At 72.5% G+C, this 17,459-nt stretch carries 15 protein-coding genes; 5 read left to right on the top strand and 10 right to left on the bottom strand.

What is annotated here, in order from left to right:
• Positions 1–128: 128 nt before the first annotated feature.
• The 10 genes from lgt to ACIG47_RS25780 form a co-directional block, all read right to left on the bottom strand.
• Positions 129–1,271 (bottom strand): prolipoprotein diacylglyceryl transferase, encoded by a 1,143-nt coding sequence (gene lgt / locus ACIG47_RS25825; protein ID WP_397433925.1) that lies wholly within the window; start codon positions 1,269–1,271, stop codon positions 129–131.
• A gap of 54 nt (positions 1,272–1,325) precedes the next feature.
• Positions 1,326–2,849 carry a ribosome biogenesis GTPase Der gene (gene der, locus ACIG47_RS25820; RefSeq protein ID WP_397415874.1) on the bottom strand — a complete coding sequence of 508 codons (1,524 nt, stop codon included), beginning with the start codon at positions 2,847–2,849 and terminating at the stop codon, positions 1,326–1,328.
• Positions 2,850–2,922: 73 nt separating this feature from the next.
• The gene (gene cmk / locus ACIG47_RS25815; protein WP_397433923.1) at positions 2,923–3,648 is read right to left on the bottom strand and encodes a (d)CMP kinase; all 726 of its coding nucleotides are present in this window, start codon (positions 3,646–3,648) and stop codon (positions 2,923–2,925) included.
• 85 nt (positions 3,649–3,733) lie between these two features.
• Entirely contained in the window at positions 3,734–4,648 is a 915-nt protein-coding gene (locus ACIG47_RS25810; protein ID WP_397433921.1) for a pseudouridine synthase, read from the bottom strand.
• Between the two features lie 61 nt (positions 4,649–4,709).
• Positions 4,710–5,384, bottom strand: coding sequence for an SMC-Scp complex subunit ScpB (locus ACIG47_RS25805; protein ID WP_397433920.1), 675 nt, complete (start codon positions 5,382–5,384; stop codon positions 4,710–4,712).
• The gene (locus ACIG47_RS25800) at positions 5,381–6,313 is read right to left on the bottom strand and encodes a segregation and condensation protein A (protein WP_397415882.1); all 933 of its coding nucleotides are present in this window, start codon (positions 6,311–6,313) and stop codon (positions 5,381–5,383) included. Before ACIG47_RS25800 ends, ACIG47_RS25805 begins: the two co-directional genes overlap by 4 nt.
• Complete coding sequence (locus ACIG47_RS25795) at positions 6,297–7,184, bottom strand: ParA family protein (protein ID WP_397433931.1); 888 nt, start codon at positions 7,182–7,184, stop codon at positions 6,297–6,299. Before ACIG47_RS25795 ends, ACIG47_RS25800 begins: the two co-directional genes overlap by 17 nt.
• A 116-nt stretch (positions 7,185–7,300) precedes the next feature.
• Positions 7,301–8,269: a site-specific tyrosine recombinase XerD gene (gene xerD, locus ACIG47_RS25790; RefSeq protein ID WP_397433929.1), complete on the bottom strand. Its 969-nt coding sequence runs from the start codon at positions 8,267–8,269 to the stop codon at positions 7,301–7,303.
• A gap of 153 nt (positions 8,270–8,422) precedes the next feature.
• Positions 8,423–9,208, bottom strand: a complete 786-nt coding sequence (locus ACIG47_RS25785; RefSeq protein ID WP_397415968.1) for an HpcH/HpaI aldolase/citrate lyase family protein — start codon at positions 9,206–9,208, stop codon at positions 8,423–8,425.
• 289 nt (positions 9,209–9,497) lie between these two features.
• The gene (locus ACIG47_RS25780) at positions 9,498–10,478 is read right to left on the bottom strand and encodes a heme o synthase (protein WP_397415884.1); all 981 of its coding nucleotides are present in this window, start codon (positions 10,476–10,478) and stop codon (positions 9,498–9,500) included.
• 331 nt (positions 10,479–10,809) lie between these two features.
• Here ACIG47_RS25780 and tkt point away from each other — a divergent pair, with 331 nt between their 5' ends.
• Genes tkt through pgl form a run of 5 tightly spaced genes read left to right on the top strand, consistent with a single transcriptional unit; the run spans position 10,810 to position 17,353 of the window.
• Positions 10,810–12,915 carry a transketolase gene (gene tkt, locus ACIG47_RS25775; protein ID WP_397433918.1) on the top strand — a complete coding sequence of 702 codons (2,106 nt, stop codon included), beginning with the start codon at positions 10,810–10,812 and terminating at the stop codon, positions 12,913–12,915.
• Between the two features lie 40 nt (positions 12,916–12,955).
• Positions 12,956–14,092, top strand: coding sequence for a transaldolase (tal, locus tag ACIG47_RS25770; protein ID WP_397433917.1), 1,137 nt, complete (start codon positions 12,956–12,958; stop codon positions 14,090–14,092).
• Positions 14,089–15,651 carry a glucose-6-phosphate dehydrogenase gene (gene zwf / locus ACIG47_RS25765; protein WP_397415890.1) on the top strand — a complete coding sequence of 521 codons (1,563 nt, stop codon included), beginning with the start codon at positions 14,089–14,091 and terminating at the stop codon, positions 15,649–15,651. Before tal ends, zwf begins: the two co-directional genes overlap by 4 nt.
• Positions 15,648–16,577, top strand: coding sequence for a glucose-6-phosphate dehydrogenase assembly protein OpcA (gene opcA / locus ACIG47_RS25760; protein ID WP_397415892.1), 930 nt, complete (start codon positions 15,648–15,650; stop codon positions 16,575–16,577). Before zwf ends, opcA begins: the two co-directional genes overlap by 4 nt.
• Positions 16,577–17,353 (top strand): 6-phosphogluconolactonase, encoded by a 777-nt coding sequence (gene pgl, locus ACIG47_RS25755; protein ID WP_397433915.1) that lies wholly within the window; start codon positions 16,577–16,579, stop codon positions 17,351–17,353. The genes opcA and pgl overlap by 1 nt, the downstream gene beginning before the upstream one ends.
• Positions 17,354–17,459 lie beyond the last annotated feature (106 nt).

Raw genomic sequence — 17,459 nt, 5'->3', positions numbered from 1 at the left:
CGCCGCGCCCCCGCCCCCGGCGGGGGGCCCCCCCCCCCCCGCGCGGCCCCCCCCCCCCCCCCCCCCCCCCCCCCCCCCCCCCCCCCCCCCCCCCCGGGGGTGCCTCCCGGGCACCTCTGGACCGCCTGTTACTTGGCCCCGGCCGGGTCGACCGGGCTCGCGTCGGGATCCACGGGGCGGTCGGCCTCGTCGGTCTCCACGCCACCGTCGGCCTTGTCGTCGGCCTTGTCGTCGGCCTTGTCGTCGGCCTTGTCCTCGGCCTTGCCGTCCGCCTTGCCGTCCGCCTTGCCGTCCGCCTTGTCCTCGGCCTTGCCGTCCGCCTTGCGGTCGGCCTTGCCGTCAGCCTCGGCCGAGGTGGTCTCCGCGTCCGGATCCTCGTCGTCGGCCGGCTCACGGCCCGGCACGTAGACCGACAGCTCCGGTTCGGTGTGCCGACGCCCCTGGACGACGACGATCGCCACGCCGAGCAGCACCGCGATCCCCGACGTCCAGATGTTCGCAGGGATCCCCAGCGGCGCGTCGCTGGTCGGGTCGATGCGGATGGCCTCCAGCCAGCTGCGGCCCAGGCCGTACCAGACCAGGTAGAGACCGAACAGGCGGCCCCAGCGCAGGCCCGGGCCAGGCGTGTCCAGTGCCGCGTCCCGGCGGGTCACGCGCCGCTCGATCGTGAGCAGCAGGGCCACGCCGACGAGGTTCCAGATCATCTCGTACAGGAACAGCGGGTGGAACAGCGTGCCCTCGGGGGTGCCGTCGGGGAACATCGGCGCGTCGGAGCGGATCTCCAGGCCCCACGGCAGCGTTGTCGGCAGGCCGAACAGCTCCTGGTTCACGTAGTTGCCCAGCCGCCCGATCGCCTGGGCGACCAGCAGGCCGGGCGCGAGGGCGTCGGCGAAGGACCAGAAGCGCAGGCCGGAGATGCGGCACCCGATCCAGACACCGACGGCACCGCCGAGCAGCGACCCGAACAGGGCGTTGCCGCCCTCCCAGATCCGCACCCAGGCCCACGGGTCCACCCCGGGCCCCGTGAAGTCACCCAGGTGGGTCAGCACGTGGTAGATGCGGGCGCCGACGATGCCGATCGGCACCGCCCACATCGCGACGTCGAGCGCGAGCCCGGGCGCGGCACCCCGCGCCCGCAGGCGCCGGTCGGTGATGTACGCGGCGGCGGCGATACCCGCCAGCAGGCACAGAGCGTAGGTGTGGATGGTGAGCGGGCCCAGGCTGAACTGCGACCACACGGGGTCGGGGCTGGGGATACTGGCCGGAAGCACGACCCGAAGGTACCGCGATCGGGCGGCACGGTGGGCATCGGACCGCCCGAGTCGTCAGCGGCGCCGCTTCTCCCGCACGCGGACCGAGATCTCGATGGGGGTGCCCTCGAAGCCGAACGTCTCGCGCAGGCGGCGCTCGATGAACCGGCGGTACCCGGCCTCGATGAACCCGGTGGCGAAGATGACGAACCGCGGCGGACGCGTCGAGGCCTGCGTCGCGAAGAGGATGCGCGACTGCTTGCCGCCCCGGAGCGGGTGCGGGTGCGCGGCGACGAGCTCGCCGAGGAACGCGTTGAGCTTGCCGGTGGGGATGCGCCGGTCCCAGGACGCGAGCGACCGCTCGATCGCGGGCACGAGGCGTTCGGCGTGCCAGCCGGTGCGCGCCGAGAGGTTGACCCGCGGGGCCCACTGGATCTGCACGAGCTCCTTCTCGATCTCCCGCTCGAGGTAGGGGCGGCGGTCCTCGTCCATGAGGTCCCACTTGTTGTACGCGATGACCAGCGCACGACCGGCGTCCACGACCTGCTGGATCACGCGGATGTCCTGCTCGGTCAGCGGGTTGGACGCGTCCACCAGGACCACGCCGACCTCCGCCTTGTCGATCGCGGCGGCGGTGCGCAGCGACGCGTAGAAGTCGGCGCCCCGGGTCTGGTGCACGCGGCGCCGGATGCCCGCGGTGTCCACGAACCAGTACGGGGTGCCGCGCAGCTCGATGAGCTCGTCGACGGGGTCGCGCGTGGTCCCGGCGACCTCGTCGACGACGACGCGCTCCTCGCCGGCGATCTTGTTCAGCAGCGACGACTTGCCGACGTTGGGCCGCCCGACGAGCGCCACGCGGCGCGGGCCGGCGGGCCGCAGCGTTCCGTGCGCTGACGTCGTGGGCAGTGCCTTGATCGCGGCGTCGAGCAGGTCGCCGGTGCCTCGGCCGTGCAGCGCGGAGACGGGGTACGGCTCCCCCAGGCCGAGGGACCACAGGTAGGCGGCGTCCGCCTCGCCGGAGGCGCCGTCCACCTTGTTGGCGGCCAGCACCACGGGCTTGCCGGAGCGCCGCAGCAGCTCGACCACGCGCTCGTCGGTCGCGGTGGCGCCCACGGCGGCGTCGACCACGAAGACCACGGCGTCGGCCAGGGAGATGGCCACCTCGGCCTGCTCGGCGACCTTGGACTCGATGCCCGCGACATCGACCTCCCAGCCGCCCGTGTCCACGAGCATGAACCGGCGGCCGGACCACTCCGCCGGGTAGGACACGCGGTCGCGCGTCACGCCCGGCTTGTCCTCGACGACGGCCTCGCGGCGGCCGAGGATGCGGTTCACGAGGGTCGACTTGCCGACGTTCGGCCGTCCGATGATCGCGAGCACCGGCAGGATCTGCTCGGCCTCGGACTCCTCGTCGGACCACTCGGCGTCCAGGAGCTCCTGGTCCGCCTCGTCGAGCTCGAACTCCGCCAGGCCGGCGCGCAGCGCCCGCTCGCGCGCGAGGTCGTCCTCCGTCTCGTTCAGGTCGAGCTCGAGGGCAGCATCATCTCGGGCCGCGGCGTCCAGCGCAGCAGCCTCCGATGCAGAGGAGTCGTGGGTCATGCTCCCTATTGTCGCAGGCCCGCCGCCCTGAGGCCGACCCACGTGGGTATGACCTGCCACACCGCGTCACGGCTCACGCCGACGGCGCGACCTCGCGCCCCGTCGCCCGTGCGACCACCGCGAGCACGGCGTCGACCGTCTGCTCGAAGTCCAGGTCGCTGGAGTCGACGGTCACCACGCCGTCCGCGGCGACCTGGAACTGCGTCACCTTCGCGTCGTCCTGGTCACGGCGCAGCACCTGGTCGCGCGTGGCGTCCACAGCCGAGTCGTCGGCGGCGCCGTGCACCTCCAGCGACCGGCGGCGCAGGCGTGCCTCCTCGGAGGCGGTCAGCAGCACGCGGACGTCGGCGTCGGGCGCCACGACCGTGGTGATGTCGCGCCCCTCGGCCACGATGCCGCGCCCGCCCGAGCGCACGGCCTGCGTCGTGCTCGACTCCTGGTCGATGAGCTCCCGCTGGAGCCGCTTGAGCTCGGCACGCACCTCCAGGTTGGAGGCGACCTTGGACACGTTCGTCGTGACCTCGGTGCTGCGGATCGTCACCGAGACGTCCCGCCCGTCCAGCTCCACGCCGGGCGCGGCCGGGTCGAGCCCCATGACCAGCGGCATCGCGCGGACGGCGGTCGCCACCGCCGTCGCGTCGTCCAGGTCCGCCGTCTCCATGCTCCACACCGTGGCCGCGCGGTACATGGCGCCGGTGTCGAGGTAGGCCAGCCCGAGCCGCGCCGCGACCGCCTTGGACACGCTGGACTTGCCGGACCCGGAGGGGCCGTCGATGGCGATCACCACAGGACTGGTCACGTACTCGCTCACTTCCGTTGAGTGCTGGATATCTGTTGCTGGAGTGCGTCCCGGGCCACGAGTACCCAGCACTCAGCGGACGAGGTTACAGGTCCACCGCGTTCATCAGGGTGCCCAGCTCCGTGCGGCCCAGCACCCGGGTACGGCCCGGCTTGAGGTCACCCAGCGGGATCGGGCCGATCCGGGTGCGCACCAGGCGCGTCACCGGGTGGCCGACGGCCTCGAACATGCGCCGGACGATGCGGTTGCGACCCTCGTGCAGCACGACCTCCAGCATCGCGAGGCCGTCGATCTGCTGGAGCACGTGCACCGCGTCCATCTTCGCGATGCCGTCCTCCAGCTCGACGCCCTTCAGCAGCTCGCGGCCGGTGCGCGGGTACACCTCGCCCTCGACGGTGACCAGGTACGTCTTGGCGATGCCGTACTTCGGGTGCGAGAGCCGGTTGGCTAGCTCGCCGTCGTTCGTCAGGAGCAGCAGGCCCTCGCTGTCCGCGTCGAGCCGGCCCACGTGGAACAGGCGCTCCTCGCGGTTCTTGATCAGGTCGGCGACGGTCGGGCGCCCCTTCGGGTCGTCCATCGTGGAGACCACGCCGAGCGGCTTGTTCAGGGCGATCGTCACCTTGGCCTGGTCGAGCTGGATCCGCAGCCCGTCCACGTGCACGACGGCGGTCGCCGGGTCGATCCGCACCCCGAGCTCCGTGACGATCTGGCCGTCCACCTCGACGCGTCCGCTCGCGATGAGCTCCTCGGAGGCCCGGCGGGAGCCCAGACCGGCCTGGGCGAGCACCTTCTGCAGCCGCACGCCGTCCTCGACGTGCACGTCACGGCCCTGCTCCGCGGGCTTCGCGGGCCGACGCCGGGGCGCGTTCGCCTGGGCGCGGCTCTTCGCGGAGCTGCCGCCCCGGAAGTTCTTGCCGCCCTTGCCCGCATGGTCGGCACGGCGGGGCTGCTGGCCACCACTGGATTCGCGGCGGCTCCCGCCGCGGCGTTCGTTGCTCATGATTCGTCTCTCGGTGAGTCGGGAAGGACGCCGCCCGGGCGGCCCGGCACCACGCAGGTACCTAGGAATCCAGCCCGTCCAGCCCCTCGATCGTGTCGAGGTCCGGCAGGTGCGGCGCCAGCGGAGGCAGCTCGTCGAGCGACGAGAGGTCCATCCGCTCCAAGAAGTATCCCGTGGTTCCGAACAACACCGCACCCGAGCTCGGGTCCTGCCCGATCTCGGCGATCAGCCCCCGGGTCAGCAACGTCCGCACCACGCCGTCCACGTTCACGCCGCGCACGGCGCTGACCTGGCCCCGGGTGACCGGCTGCCGGTAGGCGACCACCGCGAGCGTCTCCAGCGCCGCCTGGCTCAGCTTCGCCGACTGACCGTCCAGCACGAACCGGCCCACGGGGTCCGCGTGCGCGGAGGAGGAGTAGATGCGCCACCCGTCCACGGTCCGGCGCAGCTCGAAGCCGCGCGGCCGGCCGCCGAGGTGGCCGGCGTACTCGTCGGCCAGCTCGTGCAGGACGTCGTCCGTCTCGTCCTGGGTCAGGTTCAGCGCCGCCGCGATACGGTCCGCGCCGATGGGCGCGTCCGCCACCATGAGCACCGCCTCGATCGCGGCGTGCGCCCCGCCCGGGAGCGTGTGCACGTCGACGAGCGCGGGCTCGTCCGGTGCCGCGGGGGCAGGAGCGGCGTCGGCCTCCGTGTCCGGGGCCGGGGCGTCGGCCAGGGCCTGTTCCTCGACGGTCATGCTGTCGCCTCCGTTCCGGGCTGCTCGGTCTCGTCGTCCTCGTCGAACTCGCTCGGGCCGGCGGCCGGATCGAGGTACTTCTCCCCGTCCGCGGGGCCCGCGGTCCACCGCACCGTGAGCTCGCCCAGCGGGCTGACCTGCTCGAAGCCGACCAGCGCGTCGCGGAACAGCTCCAGCAGCGCCAGGAACCGGGCCACCGTGACCAGCCGCTCGGTCCCCGCCGTCAGCGCGCGGAACGTCACCGACCGTTCGGTGCGCAGCCGCCGGACGATGACGCCGGCCTCCTCGCGCACGCTCACGGCGGAACCGTGCAGGTGCGCGAGGCCCACCACCGGCGGCGGCTTCGGCGCCAGCACCTTCGCGGCGAGCTCGGCGAGCTGCTCCCCCGTCGTGTCCCACACCAGCTCCGGCAGGATCGCGGCGAGGTGCGGCTCCAGGGGCGCCAGGCGCGGCACGCGGCGTCCGCCCGCGGCCATCCGCTCCGCGACGAGCTTGGAGACCTCCTTGTACGCGCGGTACTGCAGCAGCCGGGCGAACAACAGGTCCCGGGCCTCGAGCAGCTCCAGGTCCTCGGCGTCCTCGTCCACCACGCCGGGCAGCAGGCGGGCCGCCTTGAGGTCAAGCAGCGTGGCCGCGATGACCAGGAACTCGCTGGCCACGCCCAGGTCCCAGGACTCGTGCACCTCACCGCGCTCCGCCGCTTCGCGCGAGGCGCGCTCGGCCTCCCGGATGTGCGCGACGAACTCGTCGGTCACGACGGCGAGCGCCACCTCGGTGACGTCCATCTTGTGCTTCGCGATGAGCGAGAGCAGCAGGTCGAACGGCCCCTCGAAGTTGTGCAGCCGGACCTGGAAGGTGCGGGAGGAGCGCCGCTCGTCGGCAGGCGTGTCGGCCTCGGGCGGCGCCTCCGCCTCAGGCAGCGTCGCCACGGGCCACGAGCTCCCGGGCGAGCTGACGGTACGCCGCGGCACCGGGGTGGCCCGGGGCGTAGGCGGTGATCGGCTCGGCGGCGACGGTGGCGTCGGGGAACTTCACGGTGCGCCCGATGACGGAGTGCAGCAGGGTGTCGCCGAAGGCCTCGTGCACCCGGGCCACGACCTCCCGGGAGTGCAGGGTGCGCGAGTCGTACATGGTGGGGAGGATACCGTCGATCTCCAGGGCCGGGTTGAGCCGGTCCCGCACCTTCTCGATGGTCTCCACCAGCAGCGCGACACCGCGCAGCGCGAAGAACTCGCACTCCAGCGGGATCAGCACGCCGTGCGCCGCCGTCAGGGCGTTCACCGTGAGCAGGCCGAGGCTCGGCTGGCAGTCGATGAGGATCACGTCGTAGTCGTCCATCACCGGGCGCAGCGCGCGGGCCAGCACGGACTCCCGGGCCACCTCGCCCACGAGCTGCACCTCAGCCGCCGACAGGTCGATGTTCGCGGGCAGCACGTCGAGGTTCTCGATGCCCGACGGGATGAGCACGTCACGGATGTCCACGCCCCGCTCCATGAGCAGGTTGTAGACCGTGAGGTCGAGCTCGTGCGGGTTCACGCCGATGCCCACGGACGCGGCACCCTGCGGGTCGAAGTCGACCAGCAGCACCTTGCGTCCGTACTCGGCCAGGCACGCGCCCAGGTTGATGGTCGTGGTGGTCTTGCCGACCCCGCCCTTCTGGTTGCACATCGCGATGATGCGGGCCGGGCCGTGGCTCGTCAGCGGCGCGGGCTCCGGCAGGTCGGGCATCACGCGCCCGACCACGTCGCGCAGCGCGTCTGCGTCCTCGGGTGCGCCGACGACCGTCTTCCCGAGAAGCATGTCGGTCATCGTGCCCGCTCCCTCCTGGCTGGGTGCCTCGCTCACGCCCGCCACGCTATACCAGAGTGTGGGCACCGCCGGGTCGAAGCCTCGGCGTGGCGCCCTTCGGACGGCGGCTACCGCTCGCGGGCACGCGGGTGGGCGGCGGCGTAGACCTCGCGCAGCGCGTCGGGGGTGACCATCGTGTAGATCTGCGTGGTGGTCACCGACGCGTGCCCCAGCAGCTCCTGGACCACGCGCACGTCGGCGCCTCCGGACAGCAGGTGGGTGGCGAACGAGTGCCGCAGGGTGTGCGGCGAGACGTGCTCGGTCAGGCCGGCCCGGGCGGCGGCGGCCTGCAAGGCCGCCCAGGCGGTCTGGCGGGACATCCGCGCGCCGCGCGTGTTGAGGAACAGGGCGGGTGTCCCCCGGCCGGCCGCAGCGAGCTCCGGGCGGGCGCGCACCAGGTAGGCCTCCAGGGCGTCGCGGGCGAAGGAGCCCACCGGCACCACGCGCTCCTTGGACCCCTTGCCCAGCAGCCGGACGGCACCCGGGTCGCCCACGCCGTCGACGTCGAGCCCCGCGATCTCCGAGATCCGCGCGCCCGTGGCGTACAGGAGCTCCAGCAGTGCCCGGTCACGCAGGGGCAGCGGCCCGTCGCCGGTGCCCGCGGCGTCGAGCAGGGCGGCCACGTCGTCCACGGACAGCGCGTGCGGCAGACGCCGGAGCTGGGTGGGTGCCCGCACCTCGGCCGACGGGTCGTCGACCGCGAGCCCCTCGGCCTGGGCGAACCGGTGCCAGCCCCGTACGGCGGCCAGGGCGCGGGCGGTGGACGACGGCGAGAGCGGCCGGCCGCCGTCGGACCCCTGCCGCAGCGCCTCGACGAAGCCGGTGACGTCGGCCTCGGTGACCCCCGCGAGGTCGGTGCGGCCGGCGGCGTCCACGAACGCCGTGTACCGCACCAGGTCGCGCCGGTAGGCCGCCACGGTGTTGGCCGAGAGGCCACGCTCGACGCTCAGGTGCGCGAGGTAGTCCCGCAGTGCACGGTCGAGCACGTCGCCCCGGGGCCGGTCGGAGACCTGGCGGGACGACGCCTGGTGGGACAGGTGGGACCGCTGCGGGTGGGACGGCTGCAGGTGGGCCGTGGCGGTGGACACCGCCCCATCATGCCGAGCCCGGCCCGCCACGGGGGCGGGGCACGCCGGGAGGACGCCACGCCGGGCCGGGCACGACGAGCCCGGCCCGGCGGGGTGGCGCGGTCAGGCCGGGTTGATGCCGAACAGCTCCGCGCGCGACCGGATCACCTGGGCGCGGGCGAGACGCGGCTTGTCGCTGCCGTCGCGGATCACCGAGCCGGCGGCCTCGAACTCGGCGAAGAAGTCGACGGCCCAGGCGACGTCGGACGGGCTGGGCGCGAAGGACTCGTTGATGACGCTGGACTGCTCGAAGTCCAGGCAGAGCTTGCCGGTCATGCCAAGGTTGACCGCGTCGGCGGACTGCTCGCGCAGCAGCGCGTGCGAGGAGCCCACCGTGGGGCCGTCGACGGGACCGGGCAGGCCGCCGATGCGGCTGGCGAGCACGAGCCGCGTGCGCGGGTAGGCCATGGCCATGGGCTCGTTGGCGGCGCCCGTGTCGCGGCGGTAGTCGCCCGAGCCGAACGCGAGCCGGAACGCACCGCGCGCCTTGGCGATGTGCACGGCCTCCTCGATGCCGAGGGCCGACTCCACGAGCGGGATCACCGGGACGTCGCCGCCGAGCCGCTGGGCGGTGTCGACCACGTCGTCCGCGCTCTCGGTCTTGGCGAGCATCACGCCGTTCAGCCCGTCCAGACCACGCAGGTAGGCGACGTCGTCCGCCCAGGACGGCGCGGTGCGGTCGTTGATCCGCACCCACGCGCTGCCACCGCTCTTGATCCACCGGATGACGTTCTCGCGCGCCTCGTCCTTGAGCGAGACGTCGATGGCGTCCTCGCAGTCCAGGATCACCTGGTCCGCGCGGGAGAGCTGCGCCTTGTCGAAGAGCTCGGTCCGCATCGCGGAGAGCAGGAGCCAGGCCCGCGCGTAGTCGGGGGCGACCCGCGACTTCTCACGGGCGGCACGGCGCGGCCCGAGGTCGTTCTCGGGGACGACGGCAGACGCCGTCGGCAGACCCGCGGAGTAGCCCGAGGACTGCGGGGCCGGCTGGTCGGCAGGAGCGGTGGTTCGGTCGGCTGGGGTCTCGGTCACCAGGTCAGCCTAGGCGGGGACACCGACACGGGCCGAATCATGAACCACTACATGGGCCCGAACAATATGAACAGAAGACCGCCTTGACGAAACACCCCCGGCGGTGACCTCAGAACGGCAGGAAGACGTCCACCGCGACCGCGACGAAGAGCAGCGACAGGTAGGTGATCGACGCGTGGAACACCTTCATGGCGCCGAGCTTGCCGCTCGCGCGGCCCTGGGCCCGGCGCAGCATGGCGATCGTCGACCACAGGAACCACGCACCCAGCGCGGCGGCCACCACGGTGTAGACCCAGGACATCCCGGCCAGCGGCGTCAGCAGGAGCGAGCAGGCGATCATCGCGAGCGTGTAGCCCACCATCTCGGCGGCCACGCGCTTGTCGTCGCTGACCACCGGCAGCATCGGGACGTTCGCGTTCGCGTAGTCCTTCTTGAACTTGATCGACAGCGGCCAGTAGTGCGGCGGCGTCCAGAAGAAGATGATGCCGAACAGCGCGAGCGCGGACCAGCTCAGCCCACCGGTCACGGAGGCCCAGCCGATGAAGACCGGCATGCAGCCCGCGATGCCGCCCCACACGATGTTCTGCGGCGTGCGGCGCTTGAGGATCATCGTGTAGCCGACCACGTAGATGGCGATGGCCGCGAGGGTGAGCCACATCGCGGCCCAGTTGATGACCAGCGCGAACCACGCCAGCGACAGCAGGCCGAGGATCGAGGCGAACACCAGGCCCGCGCGCGGGGTGATCTCCCCGGTCGCCAGCGGGCGCTTCTTGGTCCGGTTCATCACCTGGTCGATGTCCCGGTCCCACCACATGTTGAACGCGTTGGCGCTGCCCGCGGCGCCGGCGCCGCCGATCAGCGTGGCCACGATCAGCCAGAAGCCCGGCAGGCCGTCCGCGGCCAGGATCATCGTGGGCACCGTGGTCACCAGCAGCAGCTCGATGACGCGGGGCTTGGTCAGCGCGACGTACGCACCCGCCCTCCGCAGGAACCAGCCGCCCGGGCGCTGTCCGACGTCGGCGGTGGGCTCCTCGGCGCCGGACGTCTCGGCACGCGCGGTCTGGCCGGTGGTCGGGTGGCTCGTTCTCACGCGCGTCGCAGTTCCGTTCGGGAGGGTCCGGAGGTCGGTGTCGCACCTGGTAGGCCCTGTTGCCGACGCGGTGCGTGCCCATGGTACGTCGCCCCGCGACCCGGTCGCGCCCCGCATTCCCGCAGCAGCCTGTGAGATATGTCCCCGGCCAGGGGCCTGTGCAGCCTGTGGACAGCCCTGCGCGACGGAAGACACGCGCGTATAGGGTTGTTGACGCCATCGAATAAAGGGCGGCCGGCATCCCGCCGCCGCCGCACGCACGCTGCACGGCTCCGAGGCCCGTCCGCTCTCCGGGCAGGACAGGGGCCGCCGGCGGAGAGAAAGAGGACTCGTGAACGCTTTCGACCCCGTGCTGAAGCCCCTGGAGTGGTCGGAGCTCGACGAGCGAGCGGTCAAGGCCATCAAGGCGCTGGCCGCGGACGCCGTCGAGAAGGTGGGCAACGGACATCCCGGCACCGCGATCTCGCTCGCGCCGGCCGCGTACCTCCTCTTCCAGAAGGCGATGCGCCACGACCCGGCCGATCCGTCGTGGCTGGGCCGCGACCGCTTCGTGCTGAGCGCCGGCCACTCGTCACTGACCATCTACCTGCAGCTCTTCCTCGCGGGCTACGGCCTCGAGATCGACGACATCGCCGCGCTGCGCACCTGGGGCTCCAAGACCCCGGGCCACCCGGAGTACGGCCACACCGCGGGCGTCGAGATCACCACCGGCCCGCTGGGCCAGGGCCTCGCGTCCTCCGTCGGCATGGCGTTCGCCGCGCGCCGCGAGCGGGGCCTGCTCGACCCGGCCGCCGCCCCCGGTGAGTCGCCGTTCGACCACCACGTCTACGTCATCGCCTCCGACGGCGACCTGCAGGAGGGCGTGACCTCCGAGGCGTCCTCGCTGGCGGGTCACCAGCAGCTCGGCAACCTCATCGTCATCTGGGACGACAACAAGATCTCGATCGAGGACGACACCAACATCGCGTTCACCGAGGACGTACTCAAGCGCTACGAGGCCTACGGCTGGCACACCCAGCGCGTGGACTGGACCTCGGGCGACGGGGGCTACGCCGAGGACACCGACGCGCTGGCCGCCGCGCTCGACGCCGCCAAGGCGGAGACCGGCAAGCCGTCAATCATCGCGCTGCGCACCATCATCGGTTGGCCGTCGCCCACCAAGCAGAACACCGGTGGCATCCACGGCTCGGCCATGGGCGCCGACGAGATCAAGGGTCTCAAGTCCGCGCTCGGCCTGGACCCCGAGGCGACGTTCGCCATCGACGACGAGGTGCTGGCCTACACGCGCTCCGTCGCCGAGCGCCAGGCCACGCAGCGCGAGGCCTGGGAGGCCGCCTTCGCCGCCTGGTCGGAGGCCAACCCGCAGCAGGCCGCGCTCCTGGCGCGCCTGCGCACGCACGAGCTGCCCGAGGGCTGGACCGACTCGCTGCCCGAGTTCGAGGCGAGCGAGAAGGGCGTCGCGACCCGTGCGGCGTCGGGCAAGGTGCTGACCGCCCTCAAGGACGTGCTGCCGGAGCTGTGGGGCGGCTCGGCCGACCTCGCCGGCTCCAACAACACGACCATGGACGGCGTGCCGTCGTTCGTGCCCACCGAGCACGCGACCAAGAAGTTCCCGGGCGACCCGTACGGCCGCACCCTGCACTTCGGCATCCGCGAGCACGCGATGGGCTCGATCCTCAACGGCATCGTGCTGCACGGCCTGACCCGTCCGTACGGCGGCACGTTCCTGCAGTTCGCCGACTACATGCGGGCCTCGGTCCGCCTGGCCGCGCTGATGGGCATCCCGTCCACGTTCGTCTGGACGCACGACTCGATCGGTCTCGGCGAGGACGGCCCGACGCACCAGCCGGTCGAGCACCTCGCGGCGCTGCGGGCCATCCCGAACCTCGACGTCGTCCGCCCGGCGGACGCGAACGAGACCGCCTGGGCGTGGCGCGGCATCCTGGAGAACACGAAGAACCCGGCCGGCCTCGTGCTGACCCGGCAGAACGTGCCCACCTACCCGCGCGGCACCGACGGCTTCGCCGGCGCCGAGGGCACCCTCAAGGGCGCCTACACGCTGCTGGACACCGAGGGCACGCCCGACGTCGTCCTGGTGGGCACCGGGTCCGAGGTGCAGCTCGCCGTCGAGGCGCGCGCGATCCTCGCGGCCGACGGCGTCCAGGCCCGCGTGGTGTCCATGCCGTCGCGCGAGTGGTTCGACAAGCAGGACGAGGCCTACCGCGAGTCGGTCATCCCGTCCGGTGTGAAGGCCCGCGTGTCGGTCGAGGCCGGCGTGGCGCAGGGCTGGCGCGAGGTCGTCGGCGACGCCGGCCGCATCGTGTCGCTCGAGCACTACGGCGCCTCGGCGGACTACAAGACCCTGTACGCCGAGTACGGCATCACGGCCGAGGCGGTCGCCCAGGCCGCCAAGGAGTCGATCGAGGCGGCGTCCTGAACCGCGCCGGAACACCTGGACACGAGAGAGGAAGGGCACGATGACTGACAGCACCAGCGACAGCGGCGAGAACGTCAGCCCCACCGAGCGGCTGTCCGAGGCGGGTGTCGCCATCTGGCTCGACGACCTGTCCCGTGAGCGGCTGCGCACCGGCAACCTCGCGGAGCTGGTCGCCACGAAGAACGTCGTGGGCGTGACGACCAACCCGACGATCTTCGCGGCCGCGCTCGCCCACGGCGACGCGTACGACGGCATCCTGGCCGAGCTGGCCGGGTCCGACGTGGAGTCCGCGGTCGAGCGCATCACCACCGACGACGTCCGGGACGCCGCCGACGTGCTGCGCCCGGTCTACGACGCCACGTCCGCCGTGGACGGCCGGGTGTCCATCGAGGTGGACCCGCGGCTCGCCCGTGACACGGCGGCGACCGAGACCACGGCCGTCCGGCTGTGGGAGACGGTCGACCGGCCGAACGTGATGATCAAGATCCCCGCCACCGTCGAGGGTCTGCCCGCGATCACGTCGACCCTCGCGAAGGGCATCAGCGTCAACGTGACGCTGATCTTCTCCATCGAGCGGTACCGGGCGGTGATGGACGCCTTCCTGGCCGGCCTGGAGCAGGCCAAGGAGGCGGGCCACGACCTGTCCGTGATCGGTTCGGTGGCGTCGTTCTTCGTGTCCCGCGTGGACACCGAGATCGACAAGCGCCTGACCGCGATCGGCACGGACGAGGCGCTCGCGCTGCGCGGCCAGGCCGCCATCGCCAACGCCCGGCTGGCGTTCGCCGCCTACGAGGAGGTCTTCGCCGGTGAGCGCTGGGCCGCCCTGGCGGCCGCCGGTGCCCAGCCGCAGCGTCCGCTGTGGGCGTCCACCGGCGTCAAGGACCCGGCGTACCGCGACACGATGTACGTCGACGAGCTGGTCGTGGCCGGCGTCGTCAACACCATGCCGGAGAAGACGCTCGACGCGTTCGCCGATCACGGCATCGTGCTGGCGGACACCGTGACCGGCTCGGGCGAGCAGGCGGCCGCGACCATCGCGGCCATCGAGGCGCAGGGCATCTCCATGGCCGAGGTGACCGCACAGCTGGAGGACGAGGGCGTGACGAAGTTCGAGGTCAGCTGGGACGAGCTCCTGACGACCACCAAGGCCGGGCTCGACGGGGCCGGCGAGCGGTGAGGCCAGCCAAGATCGCGCAGGGGGTCAACCCCCTGCGCGACCCTCTCGACCTGAGGCTGCCGCGCATCGCGGGCCCGAGCGGTCTCGTGATCTTCGGTGTGACGGGTGACCTGTCGCGCAAGAAGCTCATGCCGGCCGTCTACGACCTCGCCAACCGCGGGCTGCTGCCGCCCGGCTTCGCCCTGACGGGCTTCGCCCGGCGCGACTGGGAGGACCAGGACTTCGCGCAGGTGGTGCACGACGCCGTCAAGGAGCACGCCCGCACCCCGTTCCGGGAGGCGACGTGGCGCCAGCTCGCCGAGGGCATCCGCTTCGTGCAGGGCTCCTTCGACGACGACGAGGCGTTCGAGCGCCTCCGGGAGACCGTCGAGACCCTGGACAAGGAGCGCGGCACCGGCGGCAACCACGCGTTCTACCTGTCCGTCCCGCCGTCGGCGTTCCCGGTGGTGTGCGAGCAGCTCTCCAAGCACGGGCTGTCGCGCCCCGACAACGACGCCGACGGCGACGGGGTCGACGCGTGGCGCCGCGTGGTCATCGAGAAGCCGTTCGGCCACGACCTGGCCAGCGCGCGCGAGCTCGACGCCGTGGTCTCGAAGGTGTTCGACCCGGACTCGGTGTTCCGCATCGACCACTACCTGGGCAAGGAGACCGTCCAGAACCTGCTGGCGCTGCGGTTCGCGAACACGATGTTCGAGCCCATCTGGAACTCGAGCTACGTGGACCACGTGCAGATCACGATGGCCGAGGACATCGGCATCGGCGGCCGTGCCGGGTACTACGACGGGATCGGCGCCGCCCGCGACGTCATCCAGAACCACCTGATCCAGCTCCTGGCCCTGGTGGCCATGGAGGAGCCGGTGAACTTCGACGCCGCCGAGCTGCGCGCCGAGAAGATCAAGGTGCTCTCGTCGGTGCGCCTGCCGCGCGACCTCGGCAAGCACACCGCCCGCGGCCAGTACGAGGCCGGGTGGCAGGGCGGCGAGCAGGTGCAGGGCTTCCTGGACGAGGACGGCATCGCGAAGGACTCCACCACGGAGACCTTCGCCGCCATCCGGGTCGACGTCGACAACCGCCGCTGGGCGGGTGTCCCGTTCTACCTGCGCCACGGCAAGCGCCTGGGCCGCCGCGTCACCGAGGTGGCCGTGGTGTTCAAGAAGGCACCGCACCTGCCGTTCGAGTCGTCCCTGACGTCCGAGCTCGGCAACAACGCCCTGGTGATCCGCGTGCAGCCCGACGAGGGCGTCACGATGCGGTTCGGCGCCAAGGTGCCGGGCACGGCCATGCAGGTGCGTGACGTGACCATGGACTTCGGGTACGGGCACTCGTTCACCGAGTCCTCCCCCGAGGCCTACGAGCGGCTCATCCTGGACGTGCTGCTGGGCGACCCGCCGCTGTTCCCGACGCGGGAGGAGGTCGAGCTCTCCTGGAAGATCCTCGACCCGATCACGTCGTACTGGGCACGCAAGGGTCAGCCCGAGCCGTACGCGTCCGGCACCTGGGGTCCGGCGTCGGCAGACGCCATGATGGAGCGCGACGGCAGGACCTGGAGGCGACCGTGATCATCGACATGCCGGACACGACGACCAACGACGTCAACAAGCGCCTGGTGCGCCTGCGTGACGAGGGCGGGGCGGTGGCCCTGGGCCGCGTGCTCACCCTGGTGGTCCTGGCCGACGAGCGGGACGTCGAGGAGGCGGTCGAGGCCGCCAACGACGCGAGCCGTGAGCACCCGTGCCGGGTCATCGTCGTGGCCCCCGCGGCGCGCGGTACGGACGCACGGCTCGACGCGCAGATCCGCGTGGGCGGTGACGCCGGTGCCTCCGAGGTGGTGGTGCTGCGCGCCTTCGGCCCGCTCCTGGAGCGGACGGACACGCTCGTGATGCCGCTGCTGCTGCCCGACGCCCCGATCGTGGCCTGGTGGCCGCGCGAGGCGCCGGCGGTGCCGTCGCAGGACCCGGTGGGCGCCATGGCGACCCGGCGGATCATCGACAGCACGGTGGCCAAGAACCCGGTGGAGATGCTGGGCAACCTCGCAGGGGCGTACGCCCCCGGGGACACGGACCTCGCGTGGGCGCGCGTCACCCTGTGGCGGGCGCTCATCGCGGCGGCCGTGGACCAGCCGCCGTACGAGCCGGTGCTCGGCGTGACCGTCGAGGGGCAGAAGCGGCACACGTCGCTCGACCTCCTGGCGGGCTGGCTGGGCGCCCGGCTGAACTGCCCGGCCGAGGTGGTGCGCACCGACAGCGACGACGCGATCACGCGGGTGACGCTGGAGCGCAAGAGCGGGCCGATCGTCCTCGACCGCCCCGACGGGCGCACGGTGACGATCACGCAGCCCGGCAAGCCGGCGCGGCGGATCGCCCTGCCGATCCGGGCGCTCAACGAGGCCCTCATCGAGGAGCTGCGGCGGCTCGACCCGGACGAGGTCTTCGAGGAGACCCTCATCCGGGGCCTGGGAACCGTCACGACGCGGACGGCGGCCTGATGTCCCAGGCCACCGGCGTGCGGCTCGTCGTCGTGCACCCCGACAAGGAGGTGCTCGCCCAGGCGGCGGCCGCACGACTGCTCACGCGGGTGCTGGACGTGCAGTCGGTCCGCTCCCCCGTGCACGTCGTGCTCACGGGCGGCACGGTCGGTATCGCGACGCTGGCGGCCGTGGCCGCGAGCCCGCTGGTGCCGGCCGTCGACTGGTCGGGCGTCCACCTGTGGTGGGGCGACGAGCGGTTCCTCCCGGACGGCGATCCTGACCGGAACGAGACGCAGGCACGGGAGGCCCTGCTCGACGCGCTCGTCGCCGGGCACGGCCTCCCGGAGGCCAACGTGCACCCCATGCCCGGCCCGTCGTCGGTGGCGACGCCCGAGGAGGGGGCTGCAGCCTACGCCGCGCTCCTGGGCGAGCACGCGGCGCCAGGCGACGGGTCGGTGCCCGTGCCTGCGTTCGACGTGCTGCTGCTCGGCATGGGCCCGGACGGGCACGTGGCCTCGCTGTTCCCCGGGCACGAGGGTCTGGCCGCGCAGGGCGTGGCCACGGGCGTGCACGGATCGCCCAAGCCTCCGCCGGAGCGGGTCTCGCTGACGTTCGACGCGATCCGGTCCGCGCGTGAGGTGTGGGTCGTGGCCGCCGGTGCCGAGAAGGCGGACCGGGTCGCGGCCGCGCTGACCGGCGACCCGGTGTCGGAGGTGCCCGCCGCGGGCGCCGTCGGGCTGTCCCGGACGCTGTGGCTCCTGGATGCCGAGGCCGCCGGGACCCCGCCGACGTAGAAGAACGGCGAGGGAGAACAGAGAACTGGAGCGGAACGGCCCCTTTCCCGGGTGCTCGTTCCGCTCCAGTTCTACGTCGCCGTGGTTCTCCCTCGGCGTGCTAATT

Source organism: Promicromonospora sp. NPDC052451 (assembly GCF_044547525.1).
GTDB lineage: Bacteria > Actinomycetota > Actinomycetes > Actinomycetales > Cellulomonadaceae > Promicromonospora.
This window is presented reverse-complemented; position numbering and strand designations above follow the sequence as displayed.

Coding starts and splice junctions, on each gene's coding strand:
- ACIG47_RS25805 (WP_397433920.1), bottom strand. CDS start 5,384: ATGACCGTCGAGGAACAGGCCCTGGCCGACGCCCCGGCCCCGGACACG.
- tal (WP_397433917.1), top strand. CDS start 12,956: ATGACTGACAGCACCAGCGACAGCGGCGAGAACGTCAGCCCCACCGAG.
- pgl (WP_397433915.1), top strand. CDS start 16,577: ATGTCCCAGGCCACCGGCGTGCGGCTCGTCGTCGTGCACCCCGACAAG.
- ACIG47_RS25810 (WP_397433921.1), bottom strand. CDS start 4,648: ATGAGCAACGAACGCCGCGGCGGGAGCCGCCGCGAATCCAGTGGTGGC.
- ACIG47_RS25795 (WP_397433931.1), bottom strand. CDS start 7,184: ATGCTTCTCGGGAAGACGGTCGTCGGCGCACCCGAGGACGCAGACGCG.
- der (WP_397415874.1), bottom strand. CDS start 2,849: ATGACCCACGACTCCTCTGCATCGGAGGCTGCTGCGCTGGACGCCGCG.